At 54.8% G+C, this 18,585-nt stretch carries 16 protein-coding genes; 9 read left to right on the forward strand and 7 right to left on the reverse strand.

The genetic code is table 11. The annotated features are described in order from the left end of the window. Positions 1-2: 2 nt before the first annotated feature. On the reverse strand, positions 3-1,595 hold the full coding sequence (locus ABMA60_RS11715) for a GMC family oxidoreductase (protein WP_392803204.1): 1,593 nt from the start codon (positions 1,593-1,595) through the stop codon (positions 3-5). A gap of 254 nt (positions 1,596-1,849) precedes the next feature. Here ABMA60_RS11715 and ABMA60_RS11720 point away from each other — a divergent pair, with 254 nt between their 5' ends. Continuing rightward, a complete protein-coding gene (locus ABMA60_RS11720) occupies positions 1,850-2,599 on the forward strand; it encodes a head GIN domain-containing protein (protein ID WP_392803207.1) in 750 nt (249 codons plus the stop codon). Positions 2,600-2,806: 207 nt separating this feature from the next. Next, positions 2,807-4,423 (forward strand): hypothetical protein, encoded by a 1,617-nt coding sequence (locus ABMA60_RS11725; RefSeq protein ID WP_392803210.1) that lies wholly within the window; start codon positions 2,807-2,809, stop codon positions 4,421-4,423. Between the two features lie 111 nt (positions 4,424-4,534). Here ABMA60_RS11725 and ychF read toward each other — a convergent pair whose 3' ends face one another. The 5 genes from ychF to ispE all read right to left on the reverse strand — a co-directional run bounded on the left by ychF (position 4,535) and on the right by ispE (position 8,983). Beyond that, positions 4,535-5,626 (reverse strand): redox-regulated ATPase YchF, encoded by a 1,092-nt coding sequence (ychF, locus tag ABMA60_RS11730; RefSeq protein ID WP_392803213.1) that lies wholly within the window; start codon positions 5,624-5,626, stop codon positions 4,535-4,537. 29 nt (positions 5,627-5,655) lie between these two features. After that, complete coding sequence (gene pth / locus ABMA60_RS11735; RefSeq protein ID WP_392803216.1) at positions 5,656-6,243, reverse strand: aminoacyl-tRNA hydrolase; 588 nt, start codon at positions 6,241-6,243, stop codon at positions 5,656-5,658. 66 nt (positions 6,244-6,309) lie between these two features. Beyond that, complete coding sequence (locus ABMA60_RS11740; protein WP_392803219.1) at positions 6,310-6,951, reverse strand: 50S ribosomal protein L25/general stress protein Ctc; 642 nt, start codon at positions 6,949-6,951, stop codon at positions 6,310-6,312. A gap of 164 nt (positions 6,952-7,115) precedes the next feature. Beyond that, positions 7,116-8,054, reverse strand: coding sequence for a ribose-phosphate pyrophosphokinase (locus ABMA60_RS11745; protein ID WP_392803222.1), 939 nt, complete (start codon positions 8,052-8,054; stop codon positions 7,116-7,118). 74 nt (positions 8,055-8,128) lie between these two features. Further along, positions 8,129-8,983, reverse strand: coding sequence for a 4-(cytidine 5'-diphospho)-2-C-methyl-D-erythritol kinase (gene ispE / locus ABMA60_RS11750; RefSeq protein WP_392803224.1), 855 nt, complete (start codon positions 8,981-8,983; stop codon positions 8,129-8,131). Between the two features lie 257 nt (positions 8,984-9,240). Here ispE and ABMA60_RS11755 point away from each other — a divergent pair, with 257 nt between their 5' ends. From ABMA60_RS11755 to ABMA60_RS11770, 4 genes are all read left to right on the forward strand, one after another. Beyond that, a complete protein-coding gene (locus ABMA60_RS11755; protein ID WP_392803226.1) occupies positions 9,241-10,221 on the forward strand; it encodes a TAXI family TRAP transporter solute-binding subunit in 981 nt (326 codons plus the stop codon). Between the two features lie 82 nt (positions 10,222-10,303). Beyond that, complete coding sequence (locus tag ABMA60_RS11760) at positions 10,304-12,475, forward strand: TRAP transporter permease (protein WP_392803229.1); 2,172 nt, start codon at positions 10,304-10,306, stop codon at positions 12,473-12,475. Positions 12,476-12,525: 50 nt separating this feature from the next. After that, positions 12,526-14,364, forward strand: coding sequence for an ATP-binding protein (locus tag ABMA60_RS11765; RefSeq protein ID WP_392803232.1), 1,839 nt, complete (start codon positions 12,526-12,528; stop codon positions 14,362-14,364). Beyond that, positions 14,361-15,713: a sigma-54-dependent transcriptional regulator gene (locus ABMA60_RS11770; protein ID WP_392803234.1), complete on the forward strand. Its 1,353-nt coding sequence runs from the start codon at positions 14,361-14,363 to the stop codon at positions 15,711-15,713. The genes ABMA60_RS11765 and ABMA60_RS11770 overlap by 4 nt, the downstream gene beginning before the upstream one ends. Here the strand turns inward: ABMA60_RS11770 and ABMA60_RS11775 are convergent, their stop codons facing one another. Next, positions 15,714-16,217 (reverse strand): hypothetical protein, encoded by a 504-nt coding sequence (locus ABMA60_RS11775; RefSeq protein ID WP_392803237.1) that lies wholly within the window; start codon positions 16,215-16,217, stop codon positions 15,714-15,716. Between the two features lie 165 nt (positions 16,218-16,382). Between ABMA60_RS11775 and yegQ the strand changes: the two genes are divergently transcribed. The 3 genes from yegQ to ABMA60_RS11790 all read left to right on the forward strand — a co-directional run bounded on the left by yegQ (position 16,383) and on the right by ABMA60_RS11790 (position 18,582). Next, positions 16,383-17,726 carry a tRNA 5-hydroxyuridine modification protein YegQ gene (yegQ, locus tag ABMA60_RS11780; protein WP_392803674.1) on the forward strand — a complete coding sequence of 448 codons (1,344 nt, stop codon included), beginning with the start codon at positions 16,383-16,385 and terminating at the stop codon, positions 17,724-17,726. Then, positions 17,726-17,980, forward strand: a complete 255-nt coding sequence (locus ABMA60_RS11785; protein WP_392803240.1) for a YfhL family 4Fe-4S dicluster ferredoxin — start codon at positions 17,726-17,728, stop codon at positions 17,978-17,980. The genes yegQ and ABMA60_RS11785 overlap by 1 nt, the downstream gene beginning before the upstream one ends. Before the next feature lie 68 nt (positions 17,981-18,048). After that, on the forward strand, positions 18,049-18,582 hold the full coding sequence (locus ABMA60_RS11790) for a GNAT family N-acetyltransferase (protein WP_392803243.1): 534 nt from the start codon (positions 18,049-18,051) through the stop codon (positions 18,580-18,582). Positions 18,583-18,585: the final 3 nt, after the last annotated feature.

Genomic DNA, 18,585 nt, shown 5'->3' on the forward strand with positions numbered 1-18,585 from the left:
CCTTACTCACCGGCTTTAATCCAGTCGGCGGCGCGCTCGGCCAGCATCACCGTCGGTGCGTTGGTGTTACCGCCAATCAGCGTCGGCATGACACTGGCGTCGACCACTCTTAAACCCTCTATCCCGCGAACGCGAAAGCGTTGATCTACCACCGCTGCGTCATCGACGCCCATGCGACAACTGCCCACCGGGTGATAAATGGTGTCGGCGCGCTGACGGATGGCGGCGATTAACTCATCGTCGCTGGCGTTGTCAGCGACAAAAAACGGCCGACCGCGAAATTGATCCATGGCGCTTTGCTGGATGATATGACGAGCCTGTTTAACGCCCGCCAGCAACACCGGCAGGTCGCGCTCGTCGCTGAGAAAACCCATCTCCAGGCGTGGCGGCGCCAGAGGGTTAGCGCTGTGCAAACCCACCCGACCACGCGAATGGGGGCGCAGCTGGCAGGCGTGCAGACTGAACCCCTGGCCGTAGTGTGGGCGTCGGTTGTGATCATCGCCGGGGCTGATCAGGAAATGCAGCTGGATATCGGGGCGGTCGAGTTCGGGCCGGGTTTTGATAAAACCGCCCGCCTCGGCGCCGTTGGTGGTCCAGATGCCCCGTCCGCGCGCCAGTTTCGGCAGATCCAGGGCCAGCCGTGCTAAACCGGTCAGGCTGTAACCCACCAGATGTGACGAAGAACTGCGCCAACTGCTGAGAAAATCCAGATGGTCCTGAAGATTGGCACCGACTTCCGCGCGCTCCAGTTTCACCTCGATGCCATGGCGCTCCAGTTCTGCTTTCGGGCCGATGCCTGACAGCATTAATAATTGCGGCGATTGAAAGGCGCCCGCGCTGAGGATGACTTCGCGTCGGCAATAAAAATCTTGCGGCGCCGAGCGACCGCCTTGTACACGCACTCCCGTTACCCGACTGTCGCTCAGCAGCAATTGGGTGGCCCGAGTGCGTGTCAAAATGGTCAGGTTCGGGCGCTCCATAATGGGGTGCAGAAAGGCGCTGGCGACACTGCAGCGGCGTCCGTTGTGCTGTGTGACCTGATAGCGACCAACGCCTTCTTGAAGCTCGCCGTTAAAGTCGTCGTTGTGAGACCAGCCCGCTTGCTGGCCGGCGGCGATAAACGCATCGACGACCGGATTCGGATAACGCAGATCATTCACCGCCAGTGGTCCGTCCTGACCGTGGAAGGCGTCGTCGCAGCGGCCGTTACCTTCGCTGTGGCGAAACCAGGGCAACACTTCGTTCCAGCCAAAGTCAGTTAAGCCAAGTTGGGCCCAGTCGTTGTAATCGTCGTGATGACCGCGGGTGTAGATCATGGCGTTAATGGCGCTGCTGCCGCCCAAGGCGCGTCCGCGCGGCTGATAACCACGCCGTCCGTTTAACCCCGCCTGGGGTTCGGTATCAAAGGCCCAATTATGCAATTTTGTCGGCACACTGAGGGCGATACCAATGGGCCAACGGATCAGGGCGCTGCGGCCATTGCCGCCGGCTTCAATCAGCAGCACCTGGTGACCCGGATCTTCCGATAAGCGAGCGGCCAACACCGCACCGGCTGATCCGCCGCCGACGATGATGGTGTCGAACGAATTTGTCATTATTGTTAGCTGCTGGCTGTCGACGGCCATTAACCTAGGCCGGTCTCGGCCAGACCACAAGACAGCGACTCGCTGCACCGATGATTTGGTCGCAATGGCGAATAATAATGAGCAAATTGGCTAAATTTTATCTTAAGGCTGTGGCTGTTCAGACCACCAAGGCAGCCAGGCTGCGGTTTTCAGCGCTGCACTGGCAGTTGGCACGACCTTGGCAAAGGTCAGAGCAATTGAATCACTGTAAAAAGGAAAGTCTTTTGAACAACGCCCCGGTTTCTTCCGCTTTTTATCGCACGCTTACTGTTGGTCTCGCCTTATTCAGTGCGCTGTTGTTATCCGCCTGTGCGAACCAGATGAGGGTTCAGGGACAGGGACCCATTGTTGAGCAACGTTACGAACTAAATGGTATTGACCGAGTGCATTTTTCCGGTCGGGGTGAAGTGCGAATTCTGCCGTCCGATGAATCGGTGTTGGTGGTTTCAGCCGCGCGTAATGTGCAGAGCGCTCTCGACATCGATATTAACGATGAACGGCTCAAAGCCGGACCGCAACGGCATGTCTATTTTTCCTCAGACAGCCGTCCGGTCTATACCCTCTATGTGAATGACCTGGAACGGCTGAGTGTCAGCGGCGCCATGTCCATCATGGCTGATGAACTGCGGGGCGAGGAACTGACGCTGTCGGTATCGGGCAGGGCAGAAGTGGATATGAACGTCGAAGCGACGGCGTTGAATATCCATTGTTCAGGCAGTGCTGATATCACCGCGAGAGGTTTGGTTGATCAGCTCGAGATTCACACCTCCGGCTCGGTCAAACTGGAAGGCGGCGACCTGCTCGCGCGGCACGTGGACATTGCCACCTCCGGCAGTTCGCGGGTGACCATTTGGGCCGAGGAAAGCCTGAATATACGCAGCAGCGGATCGACCCGGGTGCGTTACCGTGGCCAGCCTTTGGTCAGCCAGAGCGTCAGTGGTTCGTCGTCGGTGGAGGCCTTGGACGACGAATAAAAACTGGCCTTTTACATCACCCTAATTCGGTAGGCGCGGCCAGAGCTGCAGCCGCCTACCGATCTATCTTATCTATAAAGTGAACTGCTTCTCATATTCTTAGAATACAACGTTTATTCAAACGGCGTGCTTGTTGGGCGCGCTTTATCATGCGCTTGGCGATTAATTTCGATCAAACACAGCGTATGAAAAAGCTGGGAGGCTTTTATGAATAAGCAATGGATATCAAGGAAATGGTTAGCCCTGGCGCTCACCGGATGGCTGCTGGCTGGGTGTAACAGTGAGTCGGGCGGTAACGGTGGTTCCACTATCACTCCCCCGGAAGAGTTATTTTTAACAAGGTTGAGCGTAAAACTGGACGGTGTTGTTAGAAACGGTCTGATGCTGAGTGCCTACAAAGGCGAAGTGTTGGTTGAGGAAACGCCTGAGCAGGGTATTTCAGGTGTAGCCGATTATCAGTTTGAGACGACCTATGCAGAGAATGATAACTACAAAGTTGTGATAGCCCATCAACCCGAAGAACAACTCTGCCGTGTAATCAACGGCAGCGGAATAATCAATCCAGAAAATACTGCAGATATCCGTATTGAATGTCGTTCCTGGGAAGATAGTGAGCAAGACGTATCAGCAGCTACGACTAGTAACTTCCACGCCGCACTGAATGATCAGGGTGATGCAGTGGTGGTTTGGAAGACGGCAGGGGCTAACAGTATTTATTCTTCAAAATTTTATTCAGAGGGCCAGGTGAATGAATCTGTCGCACAATTTGGGGATGTAAAGGGTGGTTATTTTAAAACTGCTATCGATTCAGACGGCAACGCGGTAACGGTTTGGCGGCATGGCGGAGACAATGGACTTTATTCTCAATCCCGCATTAAGGATTCAACGAATTGGAGTGTGCCCATTCGTATTGATGACGATGTGAAAACCAAAGACCAACCAATATCACTTTCGATGAATGCAAGCGGGGAGGCCATGGTAGTCTGGTCTCCAGAAACCGGCAGCTCCGCCTTGGGCGTTAAGCACTATGAAGGCAACAACGGGTGGACAGGCGATTTGAAGCATTTTGGTGCCAATAAAGGCATTGCCAACTCTCCCAAGGTGGTGGTCAATGACAGTGGCGAAGCGGTGGCTATATGGGGAGAGTTGAATGCGGCTCTATTAATAAGAAGCAGCTTCTATACACCGGCCAGTTCACCAGGGGAAGGAACCTGGAATGACATACATGACATCTCTATGCATACCCACTCTATTGGCTCGCTACCACTGATCACTCTGAACAATAACGGCCAAGCAGTGGCGATTTGGAATGTTGATAATAATCTCTATGCCAGCGTTCTTTCACCACTAAATAATGAATGGAGTGAAGGTGCCTTGTTAACTGAGAGTGGACCTCTCAATCACCGTATTGTGCTCGACAATCAAGGCCGGGCGATGGCACTTTGGTTGCAGAAAGATAAAGACGGCAGCGCAGATATTGTGGTGAGCCATTACAACTTCGGTTCAGATGAAGCCGTTTGGGAAGATGCCCAGGTTTTGGTTGACCTGGCTTCGCCACTTACCGTCAACGGTTTTGATATTGCGATGAATGCTCTGGGTGAAGCGGTGTTGCTGTGGGAACAGGCAGGAGGGGGAGGTAACAATAAAATGTATTCATCTCTGTACGCGCCAGATCAGAAAGCCTGGTCGACTACTCCAACTCAATTGGGAACCGCTGATGGACCATATGACGATTTAATCCAGGTAGTGATCAATCAAAACGGGCAGGCACTGGCACTTTGGGCTGATCTTAGTCGAAACATCAAAGCTAAGTTTTTTAAATAAAAACAATCCAAGAAATACACTGCATTTGTTAAACGATAAAGGCGCCTTCGGGCGCCTTTATGGGTTTTCAGCCTTGTTTTAGTAAAACAGATAAACGAGACAGGACTGGTTTTAAACATTAAACCGGAAATGCATCACATCGCCGTCTTTAACGATGTATTCCTTACCTTCCAAACGCCATTTACCTGCTTCCTTGGCACCCGCTTCGCCGTTGTACTGCACGAAGTCGTCGTAGGAAATGGTTTCCGAACGGATAAAACCTTTCTCGAAATCGGTGTGAATAACGCCCGCTGCTTGCGGCGCGGTAGCACCGACTTTTACCGTCCAGGCGCGCACTTCTTTGGGCCCGGCGGTGAAATAGGTTTGCAGACCGAGCAGTTTGTAGGCGGCGCGAATCACACGGTTTAAGCCCGGTTCTTCCATGCCCAGGTCGGCAAGGAATTCGGTTTTTTCTTCGTCGTCCAGCTCGGCAATTTCGGCTTCCAGCTTGTTGCAGATCACCACCACTTCGGCGTTTTCTTCGGCGGCGATGGCGCGCACCCGGTCGAGGTGCGCGTTATTTTCAAAACCGTTTTCGTCGACGTTGGCGATGTACAGCGTCGGTTTGGTGGTGAGGAAAAAGAATGGCTTCAGGTCGGCTTTTTCGTCGTCGGTCAGATCAACGCTGCGAATCGGTTTGGCGTCGTCCAGGGCTGGTTTGATTTTCTCCAGCACCGCGACCTGACGCACCGCTTCTTTGTCCTGGCCTTTGGCTTTTTTCTGCAACTTAAGCAGTTGTTTTTCTACCGCATCGAGGTCTGCCAGCGCCAATTCGGTGTTGATGACTTCGATGTCGTTGATCGGATCGATCTTGTTGGCGACGTGAATGACGTTGTCGTCTTCGAAGCAACGCACTACGTGGGCGATGGCATCGGTTTCACGAATGTTGGCGAGGAACTGGTTGCCCAGGCCTTCACCTTTGGATGCACCAGCGACGAGACCGGCGATATCGACAAATTCCATCGTCGTCGGAATGATTTTTTCCGGCTTCATAATGGCGGCGATTTTGTCCTGACGCGGGTCGGGCACCGGCACGACGCCAGTGTTCGGCTCGATGGTGCAGAACGGAAAGTTTTCGGCGTCGATGCCGGCCTGGGTGAGGGCGTTGAACAGAGTCGATTTGCCGACGTTAGGCAGGCCGACGATGCCGCATTTAATGCCCATAGAAATTCTCCCGAAAAGGTTCTGGCCGGTCAGTCGGCCTGAAATTGATGCAATTGATTCATGGCTTTTTGCCAGTCTCCGGCGACGACTTTGTCGGTCTCGGCGATGGCCGCGTCGATGGCGCGTGCCAGCCGGATCTGGTCGTCCGGATGCGCCTTGCCCAGTACGTAATTAACCACTTCGGGTGCAGAACCCGGATGGCCGATGCCCAGGCGCAGGCGATAAAAATCTTTGATATTTCCCAGGCGCGCTATGATATCGCGCAAGCCGTTGTGGCCGCCATGGCCGCCGCCAAGTTTGAAACGGGCGACACCGGGCGAGAGGTCAAGTTCGTCGTGCGCGACCAGTATTTGCTGGGCGTCGATCTTATAAAAGTTGGCAAAGGTGGCGACGCTTTGGCCGGAGCGGTTCATAAAGGTCATCGGCTTCATCAGCCAGACGGTGCGTCCGCCCAGCGTTACCTTAGCCATTTCTGCTTGGTATTTGCTGTCCAGCTGCCATTGACCGCCGGCTTTAGCCAGCAGTTCGTCAACGTACTCAAAGCCGGCGTTGTGCCGGGTTCGGTCGTATTGGGCGCCCGGGTTACCCAGGCCTACGATGAGTTTTAACGCTGCCATCTGTGTGTCCTAACTAAAAAAGGGCCCGCAGGCCCTTTTATTTTGCACGCGTTGGTAACGCGAGCCTTACTCTTCGCTGTCGGCTTCTGCTTCGGCGTCGCCTTCATCGGCGCTGTCGACACCGGCCGGACGAGCGATGCTGACTACCGGTACGTCGTGTGACTCACCTTTGTTCAGTTCGGTCAGGGAAACGCCTTTCGGCAATTTCAGATCGGACAGGTGAACGATGGCGCCCAGTTCCAGATCCACCACGTCGACTTCGATGAATTCCGGCAGGTCACCGACCTTGCAGGTGACTTCAACGTCAGTGACGGCGTGCTGGATTTTACCGCCTTGCAGTTTAACGGCTTTGCACTTGTCTTCGTTGAGGAAGTGCAGCGGAACGCGCTTGTGGACCACGGTGGTCTTGGTAACGCGCTCGAAGTCGGCGTGCAGCGGCAGGCCTTTGGCAGGTGAACGCTGAATGTCCATCAGGATGGCTTGTTCGGACTTGTCACCAATGTTGATGGTCAGAACGTGTGAGTAGAAGGCTTCTTCTTTCAGGGCGCGGCTCAGCTCGCGCTCTTTCAGGGTCAGGCTCATCGGTTTGCGGTTCTTGGCACCGCCGTAGATGATGGCCGGGACCCAGCCTTCACGACGCAGGCGGCGGCTCGCACCCTTCCCTGCAACCTCACGCACTTCAGCGTTCAAAGTAAAAATGTCAGACATTGCGGTTGTTCTCCAACTCAAGGTGACAGCGAACCGCGACCAGTTCGACTTGCCACCGTTTCAGTAAATCCAGGCAAAAGGCCTGAAAGGAATAAAGCAAAATCAACAAAATAGCGGCTAAAAAGCCGCTATTTGTCGTTATTCAGTGTTGTTCTGAGACTAACTTAGCGGAACATGGCACTGATGGATTCTTCGTTGCTGACGCGGCGGATGGACTCGGCGAGTACCCCCCCCATCGAAAGCTGGCGGATATTAGCACAGTTTTTCGCCGCTTCCGATAGTGGAATGGTGTCGGTGACCACCAATTCCAGGTGCGAGTTGGCGATGCGTTCAACCGCCGGACCACTCAGTACCGGATGGACGGCGTAGGCGACCACTTTCTTGGCGCCAAACTTGACCAGCGCATCGGCGGCCTGGCACAGCGTGCCGGCGGTATCGACCATGTCATCGACCAGCACGCAGGTGCGGTCTTTGACGTCACCGATGATGTTCATGATCTCAGCGTGGTTGGCCTTGGGACGACGTTTATCGATGATCGCCAGGTCGCAGCTCAGCTGCTTGGCGATGGCACGGGCACGAACCACGCCGCCAACGTCGGGCGAGACCACAACCATGTCTTCGAATTCGCGCTGGCGAATGTCGTCGAGCAGCACTGGCGAGCCATAGATGTTGTCCACCGGAATGGAGAAGAAGCCCTGAATCTGGTCGGCGTGCAGGTCGACGGTCATGATGCGGTCGATACCGACCACGGTCAGCATGTCGGCCACGACCTTGGCGGAAATAGGCACCCGCGAAGAACGCGGACGACGGTCCTGACGGGCGTAACCGAAGTAGGGCATCACCGCCGTGATGCGACCAGCCGAGGCGCGACGCAAGGCATCGGCCAACAGGATGACTTCCATCAGGCTGTCGTTGGTGGGCGCACAGGTGGGCTGAATGATAAAGACGTCGGCGCCGCGCACGTTCTCGTTGATATCAATGGCGGTCTCGCCATCACTGAACTTGGTGATGGTAGCGTCACCCATCGGAATACACAGGCGTTCAACCACCTGGTTGGCGAGATCGGGATTCGCATTCCCGGTAAAGACCATCATTTTAGACACTTAGGACCACCCTGTTTTGGTTAGCTCATTCGGGTGGCCCGCAACCACCCGACGTTCGGAATCGGTAGTTGCAGTCAGGCCGTGTCGGCCAGCATTCGCTGCAAAGGCGACAGATTGACTCCCTGGGCAATAAAGCCGCTATAGCCCGGGTAGTGCTCAACAATGCTGCGCAGTAGGTCTTGGGCTGCCATGTCGCTTTGCGTCGTTAGAAAGAGTGAGGCGCCGCTGCCGCTGAGCCGAACCTGGCCAAAGTCAGCCAGGCGTGTGAAAGCCAGTTCGATCTCAGGGTAGCGCTTCCTGGCAACGGCTTCGAAGTCATTGTGACCTGCCCCTGCCAGCGCGGAGCGTATTGTGCTGACTGGGGTATTTCGTGTCAATTCCGTGTCAGCGAACAGCCGTGCTGTATTCACCTCTATGCCCGGTTGTATCACCACAAACCATTGCGCTGGCAACTCGACGGCGGTCAGACGTTCACCCACACCCTCGGCCCAGGCACTGCGACCACGCACGAATACCGGCACGTCGGCGCCCAGCGATAACCCCAGTTGCGCCAGTTGGTCTTCATCCAAACCGCACTGCCACAGATGATTCAAAGCCACCAGAGTGGTCGCCGCATCGGAGCTGCCACCACCGAGTCCGCCGCCCATGGGCAGGCGTTTTTCCAGGCGGATATCGACGCCGGCATCGGCTGAGGCATAGGGCTTGAGCAAGCGGGCGGCTTTGATGATCAGGTTGTCGTCATCGGTGACGCCAGGCAGGGCAGGTGAGAGTCGAATGCAGCCATCGGAAGTTGGACTAAACTCCAGCTCGTCGCCACGGTCGAGCAACTGAAACAGGGTTTGCAGTTCGTGGTAGCCATCGGCCCGCCGGCCAGTGATGTGCAGCATTAAATTCAGCTTGGCCGGAGCGGGAAGGTGCAAAGCGGGCATGAGGTGATGAAGGTCCGAAGGCTGGAGGGCGCCATCATACCGCAATGAAGCCTCAGGCCAATGGGCGGATGCTGACTCATTGGATGGTTAAAAGTGGGTGGAAAGCCACCCATTTAAACAGGATGGGATGGTAGTCGTTGCGCTAACCAGGGGCTTTGCGCGCCTTGGCCCGCTGCTTGCTATGGCAGGCCGAGGCATAAAGCCCGCTGATATCGCAGTGATATCCCAAACAACGACAAAAAAATGTGGAGAATACAATGAAGGCAACCCGCACCCTGATGTTGGCGGCGCTGTCCGCGTCCACCCTGGCACTGGGCACCGCCCAAGCTGAAGATCGTTCCGATTGGCCAAGCAACTTTACCGTTGGTACTGCCAGCCAAGGCGGCACTTATTTCGCTTATGGTTCTGGCTGGGCCAACTTTGTGGCCGAAAACCTGGGCGTTTCCGGCGGTGGTGAAGTGACCGGCGGCCCAATGCAGAACATGGCGCTGGTGCATACCGGTGATCTGGCCTTTGGTCTGACCACCATGGGTCCGGCTCGTGAATCCATGGACGGTAACAGTCCGCTGGCTCCGGGCATGGAAATGAACAATGTCTGCGCCATCTTCCCGATGTACCAGACGCCGTTCTCGGTCACTGCGCTGACCAGCTCCGGCATTACTTCCATTGCTGATATTCCTGACGGTGCCCGCATCGGTTTCGGTCCGGCCGGTTCCACCTCCGATACCTACTTCCCGCGCATGCTGGAAACCCTGGGTGTCGATTTCGACCGCCGCAACGGCAGCTGGAATGACCTCGGTGGTCAGTTGCAGGATGGCCTGCTCGACGTGATCGCATTCGCCGCGGGTATTCCGATTCCGGCTGTTAGCCAGTTGGAAGTGCAGACCGATGTGAACATCATCGAGTTCAGCGAAGACGAAATGAACACCATCCTCGACGCCTTCCCGGTATCCGAGTTCACCATCCCTGCCAGCACTTACCAGTCGCTGGACAGCGATGCCCGCGCGGTGTCCATGTGGAACTTCGCCATCGCTAACTGCGATCTGTCGGAAAGCTTCGTTTACGAAGTCACCAAGCTGACCATGGAAAACAACGATCAGATGATGTCGATCCATAAGGCAGCCCGTACTTCGGTACCGGAAAACTACACCAAGAACACCTTCATCCCTTGGCATCCGGGTGCGGCTCGTTGGTTCAACGAGAACGGCTACACCATTAATGCCAACATGATTAAGTAACACCTCTGATAGGCCGCAAGGCCTTTGCCACCGGGCCGTCTCCTTCGGGAGTCGGCCCGGTTCTGTTCGCTGAGAAGCCGTTATGACTGATAAAGATTACCAAGCGCCCACCAGTGAAGCCGTCGATGATGGCCTGGTGATTGAAGGCGTTGACGACGAAACCATCGAATCCAATCGCCGTTTGTTTGAAGGCTGGGTGTTCTGGGGCGTAATGTCCCTGGCGGTGATTTTTTCGGGCTTTCACCTCTACACCCTGAACATTGCTCCGCTGGAAACCTGGACCTTTCGCATTATTCACATCTGCGGTGCTTTGATTCTCGGTTTTCTGCTTTATGCCGGCACCCGTTTCAGTGCCGATGATGAATCTCCGCGCCGCTGGACCTCCATCGTCGCAGGCCTATTGATGTTGCCAGCGCTGTTTGCGCTCTATCAGACCGGCGCCATGGCACAGATGATTGCCGGTGGTGCTCTGCGTATCGATCCGGCCATTGAAGCCAACCTCTATGGCTGGCCGCTGATCGCCGCCACCTTTGGCGGCATTATTTTAAGCTGGTTCCATCGCGGCCGCCGTTCGGCGTTTTCCTGGCCGGATCTGCAACTGGTGATCTGCGCCATCGCCGCTGCCAGTTACTTCCTGTTGATGTACAACACGCCATTGCGCATGAGTACCGGTACTTCTTTTGCGCCGGTTGGTATCTCCTTTGCTGCCGTTGCTGGCATAGCGTTGATTATGGAATTGACGCGTCGCGTTGCTGGCCTGGCACTGGTGATTATCGCCTGCATCTTTTTGGTGTATGTGTTCGCCGGTCCCTATCTGCCGGGCTTTTTGGGTTACCCGGGTTTGTCGGTGCAGCGCTTCTTCAGCCAGGTTTATACCGACGCTGGGGTGTTGGGCCCCACCACGGCGGTATCTTCTACCTACATTATTTTGTTCATTATTTTCGCCGCCTTTTTGCAGGCCTCGAAAGTGGGCGATTACTTCGTGAATTTCGCCTTTGCCGTGGCCGGTCGTGCGCGCGGTGGTCCGGCCAAGGTGGCTATTTTTGCGTCTGGTCTGATGGGCATGATCAACGGCACCAGCGCCGGTAACGTGGTATCTACCGGTTCGCTGACCATTCCGTTGATGAAGAAAGTCGGCTACTCGAAAAAATCATCCGGTGCGGTGGAAGCTGCGGCCTCAACCGGTGGGCAGATCATGCCGCCGATCATGGGCGCCGGTGCCTTTATCATGGCGGAAATTACCGGTATTCCTTATACCGAGATCGCCATTGCCGCGATTATTCCAGCCATTCTGTACTTTGCGTCTGTCTACTTTATGGTCGATTTCGAAGCGGCCAAGCTGGGCATGCGTGGTATGAAGGAAGACGAGATTCCGCGCTTCCGTAAATTGGTTAAACAGGTCTACCTGTTCGCGCCGATCATCATTTTGATCGTCGCCCTCTTTATGGGTTACTCGGTGATTCGCGCTGGTACCTTGGCGACGGTTTCTGCCGCCGTGGTGAGCTGGATTTCCCCGCACAAGATGGGCATTCGCTCTATTTTGAAGGCGTTGGAGTTGGCCGGTGTGATGTCGATTCAGATCATCGCTGTCTGTGCTTGCGCCGGTGTTATCGTGGGTGTGATTTCACTCACCGGTGTTGGTGCGCGGTTCTCCTCGTTGTTGCTCGGCCTGGCCGAAACCAGCCAGTTGCTGGCGCTGATTTTCGCCATGTTCATCTCCATTTTGCTGGGCATGGGTATGCCGACCACGGCCGCTTATGCGGTGGCCGCATCGGTGGTGGCACCGGGCCTGATTTCATTGGGCATTGATCCGCTGACGGCGCACTTCTTTGTGTTCTATTTCGCGGTGGTCTCAGCAATTACGCCACCGGTTGCGCTGGCGTCTTATGCAGCCGCTGGTATTTCTGGTGCCAACGCCATGGAAACCTCGACGGCTTCGTTCAAGATTGGTCTGGCGGCCTTCATCGTGCCCTTTATGTTCTTCTACAATGGCGCCTTGTTGATGAATGCTGACTGGTTTGCCATCAGCCGCGCTTTGATCACTGCCACCTTTGGTGTCTATTTGCTCTCGGGCGGCGTTATGGGTTGGTTTATGCGTCTGGCGGCCAACTGGCCGGTGCGCATCTTGTTGATGGTCGCTGCCTTCGCCATGATTGAAGGTGGTATTGTGACCGACCTGGCAGGCCTGGCGATTGCTGTTGCTGCCTTCTTTATCCAGAAAGCCCGGGGTGGCCGATTAGCGCCTCAGGCCTGATCGTTGTTCTTATGGCTGCGACGATTGTCGCAGCCTGACCGGGTTAACGGATGTCGCTGAGACACTACTTTACGAACTATCGTTTTTGGGTGCTGGTGCTTTTCGCCAGCACCTGTTTGCTGTCCTGGGTGGTTGGTTCCTGGGCCGGCTATCGATTGCTCGAACGTGAGAGCATTCAGGAATCGTTTCGCTACAGTCAGTTGGTCGCCAACGAACTCAATCGCTACCGGCCCATTCCCGAATTGATGGCACAACATCCACTGATGCTGGCGGTACTGGAGAACCCGGGCAGCGAACAGCTGGTGCTCGAAGCCAACGAAGAAATGCAACAGATGGCCAGCATCGTCGCCAGTTCCGATGTCTATTTGATGGACCGCAGCGGCCTGACCATTGCAGCCAATAATTACCAATTACCGACCAGCTTCATTGGCCGCAATTTTGCCTTCCGGCCGTACTTTCACGAAGCAATGTTAACAGCCGATTCGGCCATTTATTTTGCCCTGGGTGTGACGACCGATCAGCGCGGTCTGTATTTTTCGCATCCGATATTGAACGATGCCGGCGAACCCTTGGGCGTGGTCGCCATCAAAATTCAGGTCACCGATCTGGAAGACCAATGGCAGCGCCCGGCGGCGTTTACCGAATCAGAAATGGTGGTGCTGGATCTGGATGGCATCAGTTTCTTAGCCAGCCGACCTGCCTGGTTATACCGCGCTTTCGAATCCATCAGTGAGTCGCGCCGCCGCGCAATTTTTGCCGACCGTCGTTATCACGACGAAGAACTGGCGGCGATGAGCATTGTCGATCAGGGCCGGCCATTGGGCGTGAGTGACTTGTCGGAACGGTTGTTGATTGGCGCCGGTGACAGCGCCCGACCGTACCTCAGTGTCGAAACGCCTTTGCCGCAACTCGATTGGCGCTTGCGCGTATTGATCGGAACCGAGCCGGTGCTCTTTACCCAGCTGCAATTTTTAATCGCCGGCACGGTGTTATTCCTCGGTGGCTTTTTAACCTGGCTGTATTTGCGTGAACGCTATCGCCGCGAAGCGGAATTGGCCGAACGCGGTGAACAGTTGGAGCAGCGTGTTGCCGAACGCACGGCGGACTTGGAAAACTCCAACCAGCAGCTATTGGCGGAAGTCGCCGAACGTGAAAAAGCCGAACAGGTATTAACCGAAACTCAGCAGGAATTGATTCAGGCGGCCAAGCTGGCGGTGCTCGGTCAGATGTCAGCGGGTTTGAACCACGAGATGAATCAACCGCTGACGGCGATACAGGCCTACGCTCGTAACAGTCGGCGTTTTTTAGAACGCGGTGATCGCGAAACGGTCGATGCCAACCTCAGTGAAATTGTTGCATTGTGCGATCGCATGGCGGAATTGACGCGCCAGTTCAAAGTGTTTGCGCGCAAATCCGAAGGCCCGCCCAGCCCGGTCGATATGCGTCAGCCGGTCGATGGTGCTTTGAAAATTATCAGTGCTCAGGATAACAGCGAAGGCGTGCAGTTCGATTGGCACCGGCCGCAACAACCGGCCTGGGTGCATGGCGATTTAATCCGTATTGAACAGGTGTTGGTGAATCTGATTGCCAATGCGGTGCAAGCTACCGAAGCGGTCGAACAACCAAAAATTACCATCGATGTGCAGCATCATGATCATTGTTGGCAATGTCGGGTGCGCGATAATGGCTCGGGTTTACCAGCCAATACTGAACAATTATTTGAACCGTTTTTTACCACCAAATCGATGAAGCAAGGCCTGGGTTTGGGGTTATCGATATCACGTCAGATTGTCGATGCACTTGGTGGCCGCTTGATTGGGCAGAACCGCGCCGATGGACAGGGCGCCGAATTTATTTTGACGCTGACGCAGCGAGAGGGCACCGCATGAGTCAACGAGCTGTGGTCTTTATTGACGACGAAGCTGACATCCGCCAAGTGATGGCGCAGACGCTGGCGCTGGAAGAATTGCCGGTCGATTGTTACCCCGATGGTGCGACCGCTGTCGCTGAATTATCGGCCGATGAAAACCTGGTGGTGCTGTGTGACTACCACATGCCGGGCATGAATGGGCTGGAAGTATTGCGCGCGGTGCACGCCATCGACGACGCTATTCCAGTGATTATTCTCACTGGCCAGGGCGATATCAGCACCGCTGTGGCGGCCATGCAGGAAGGCGCTTATGACTTTATTGAAAAGCCGTTCGATCACGACGAACTGATTGAACTGCTGAAAAAAGCGCGCGAAAAACGTCAGTTGGCGTTGGAAAATCGTGAGCTGAAAGCACGGCTGCGTCACTTTGCGCGTCCCGGTCCGCGGGTGCTGGGGGAAAGCGCCGGCATGCTGCGTTTAATGTCACAGCTCGATCCGGTGATCGATACCTCGGCCGTGGTGTTACTGAACGGCGAAACCGGTACGGGTAAGGACGCGCTGGCGCGTTATATCCACGAAAACAGCATGCGTTCAGATCATAACTATGTCGCTGTTAACTGCGGTGCTGTGCCGGAAAATCTGATTGAAAGTGAGCTCTTCGGTCACGAGGCTGGCGCCTTTACCGGTGCCGATAAAAAACGCATCGGCCGCTTCGAACACGCCAGCGGCGGTACGCTGTTTTTGGACGAAGTCGAATCGATGCCGCTGGGTTTGCAGGTCAAATTATTGCGTGTGCTGGAAGACGGCAAGATTGAACGACTCGGCTCCAATACCACCATCGATGTCGATGTGCGCATTATCGCTGCCACCAAAACCGATCTGAAAAAACTCAGCGACGGCGGCGATTTTCGCGCTGATCTCTATTACCGCCTCAACGTCGTTGAATTACAGATTCCGCCGCTACGCGAACGCAAAGAAGACATTCCGCTGCTGTTCCATCACTTCGCCCTGATCGCCGCTGCTCGTTACGATCGCGAAAGCGTACCCTTGCTGCCGGATCAGACCGCTCGTCTGTTACATCACTCCTGGCCAGGCAACGTGCGCGAACTGCGTAACCTGGCCGAACGCTATGTGCTGATGGGTCCGGCCGCCTTGGACGAAGCCAACGAACCGACGCAGCCGGAAGTTGCCAACCGCCGCACGCTGACAGAAATGATGGATGGTTTTGAACGTTCCTTATTGCAATCGGCGCTGCGCGATAACCAGGGTTCGATCAAGGACACCATGGTGAGCTTGGGTCTGGCACGCAAGACACTGTATGACAAGATGCGTAAGCATGGGTTGGATAAATCTGAATTCAAAGACTGATCATTCAGCCTTGTTTTCGTTATCGGCGTCAGGCTGAGTTAGATCATCGCTATCAACTGAGTTGTTTAGTTTTTTAGCTAACCAAATAACGACGGCCAGTGCGAAAATATTGCAACCGATAAGATAGCTCTGGCTGCTGTCGTTGATCGAGAAACTAAAAATGCTGCCCAGTTGAAAATTCACCAGCCAACGGATAGGTTCCCATCCCACCGTCGTTGTTAAGTAAAAACCGGTAGAAATAAAATACCCCAGAAAAGGTGAGCTTAAGAAAGGCACCTGAAAGAGCCAAAACAGGCGAAGCCGTGCGGGTGCATTTGGGTTTCGTTCAAGTAATTTTATACCCAGCCAGACTCCCCAACAGTAGTACAGACAATATAGAAGCAGTGCCGCCCAGATGACGGGATTACGATTGGAAATCAATACTTGTAAAACCGATACGATGCCTATGCAGGCACCGCCAAGAGTTAATACCGCCAAAGTACGTCTTTGCCACAAGCTCATCATTGGTCGAACCCTGCTACAGCCTTGTTGGCAACATAGCGGCGTTTTAGACCGGCGGTCAAGCTAATCTAAGGTTGATATAAATCAGTACGACCAGCCGGTCGTTCGCGTTAAATAGCATTGTCTAATATTCCGGTCGATCTAGCAGTGCTGTTAAAAAATACCTTTATCCCTGAACTCCTGTCCCCCGCTGGCAGCCTGAAAAATATGCGTTACGCCTTCGCCTATGGCGCCGATGCGGTTTACGCCGGTCAGCCGCGCTACAGCTTGCGGGTGCGCAATAATGAATTTGATCACGCCAATCTGAAGATCGGCATCGATGAAGCCCATGCGCTGGGTAAGCGGTTTTATGTGGTGTGCAATATTCAGCCCCATAACGCCAAGTTGAAGACCTTTATCCGTGACTTGCAACCGGTGATTGAGATGGCGCCGGATGCGCTGATTATGTCCGATCCGGGTTTGATCATGATGGTGCGCGAGGTGTTTCCGGAAATGCCGATTCATCTGTCGGTGCAGGCCAATGCGGTGAACTGGGCGGCGGTTAAATTCTGGGCCTGGCAGGGCATTGAGCGGGTAATTTTATCGCGTGAATTATCGCTCGATGAAATTGCCGATATTCGCGAACACTGTCCGGATATTGAACTGGAAGTCTTTGTTCATGGCGCGCTGTGCATGGCTTATTCCGGGCGCTGTTTGTTGTCGGGTTATATGAACCGGCGTGATCCGAACCAGGGCACCTGTACTAACGCCTGTCGCTGGTCTTATTCGGTTCAATCGGGTCGGGAAGATGATGTTGGTCAGGTGGTGGAAGTTGTGAATCCAACCTTGGGTGAAGGCCCGATTCACAGCGAGCCGGTGTTGCTCACCGAGGCTAACCGACCCGATGAAAAAATGACCGCCTTCGAAGATGAGCACGGCACCTACATTTTTAATTCGCGTGACTTGCGTGCGGTGCAACACGTTGAGCGACTGACACAACTGGGCGTTCATTCGTTAAAAATTGAAGGCCGTACTAAGTCGTTTTATTACTGCGCGCGTACGGCTCAGGTTTACCGTAAAGCCATCGACGATGCGGTTGCTGGTAAGCCCTTTGATAAGAGCCTGATGAGTACCTTGGAAAACCTAGCGCATCGCGGTTATACCGAAGGCTTTTTACGCCGTCACTCACATGACGCTCATCAGAATTACGACTACGGCCATTCGGTGTCCGAACAGCAGCAGTTCGTTGGCGAGTTCAGCGGTGAGCGTCGCGATGGCTGGGCTGAGGTTATCGCTAAAAATAAATTCTGCAGTGGCGACAATCTGGAACTGATGACGCCCCAGGGCAATGTCACCTTCACGCTCAGAGTGATGCGCAACGCTCAGGGCGCTGAGATTGATGACGCCAAAGGCAGTGGCCACCGAGTGTTTATCTCGTTGCCGGAAGACATCGATTTAGATTACGCCTTGCTGATGCGCAACCTCAAAGCGGGCCAGACAACTCGTAAGGCGCAAACTCAGGGTGCAGCCTGATGGCGTTGTTGATTAATGAGCGCTGCATCAACTGCGATATGTGCGAACCAGAGTGTCCGAACCAAGCCATCAGTCTGGGTGAACTGCACTACGAAATTAATCCGCAATTATGCACCGAATGCAAAGGGCTCTACGACACACCAACCTGCCAGTCGGTATGCCCGATCAGTCGTTGTGTTGTGCCCGACCCCCAGCAACCGGAGACCGAAGACGAACTGTTCGATAAGTTCGTCGCACTGCAAGGCTTGGTTTGAGTGGCAGCCCCGACCGGACAATGGCTATGATGCACACTTACAACAGCAATCAGGTTGAGACAGTTGTCATGAATATTCCGGTTCTTGAAACCGAACATTTGCGCTTGAGGGGCTTTACCCAAAGCGATGCCGATAACTTCGCTGCTCTGAATGCCGATGCCGACTTTATCCGTTTCCTCGGCCAGGGTGTGCCCATCGACAGCGGCGAAAGCTGGCGCGTGATGGCCACCATTCTGGGGCACTGGCAGTTGCTGGGTTACGGCCTTTGGTTGGTCGAGGAAAAACACAGCGGTCGTTTTGTTGGCCGAGTGGGGTTGTTGAATTTACCGGGCTGGCCAGGCATTGAAATTGGCTGGGGGGTCGCGCCGGAATTCTGGGGACGCAGTTACGCTTATGAGGCAGCCGTGGCGGCCATGCGTTGGGCCTTTGACGAACTGCAACTCGAACGATTGATCAGCCTGATTCACCCCGACAATCTGGCCTCACAAAAGCTGGCGTTCCGGGTGGGTGAAAGCTTCAGCCATCAGCAGGAAGTCGCCGGTAAGCTGTGTGATATCTATGTCGTGGAACGGCAGCATTTCCTGGCGTTGCATTCGTTGTGATCG

This window comes from Saccharospirillum sp. HFRX-2 (genome assembly GCF_043196805.1).
In the GTDB taxonomy this organism is placed as follows: domain Bacteria; phylum Pseudomonadota; class Gammaproteobacteria; order Pseudomonadales; family Natronospirillaceae; genus Saccharospirillum.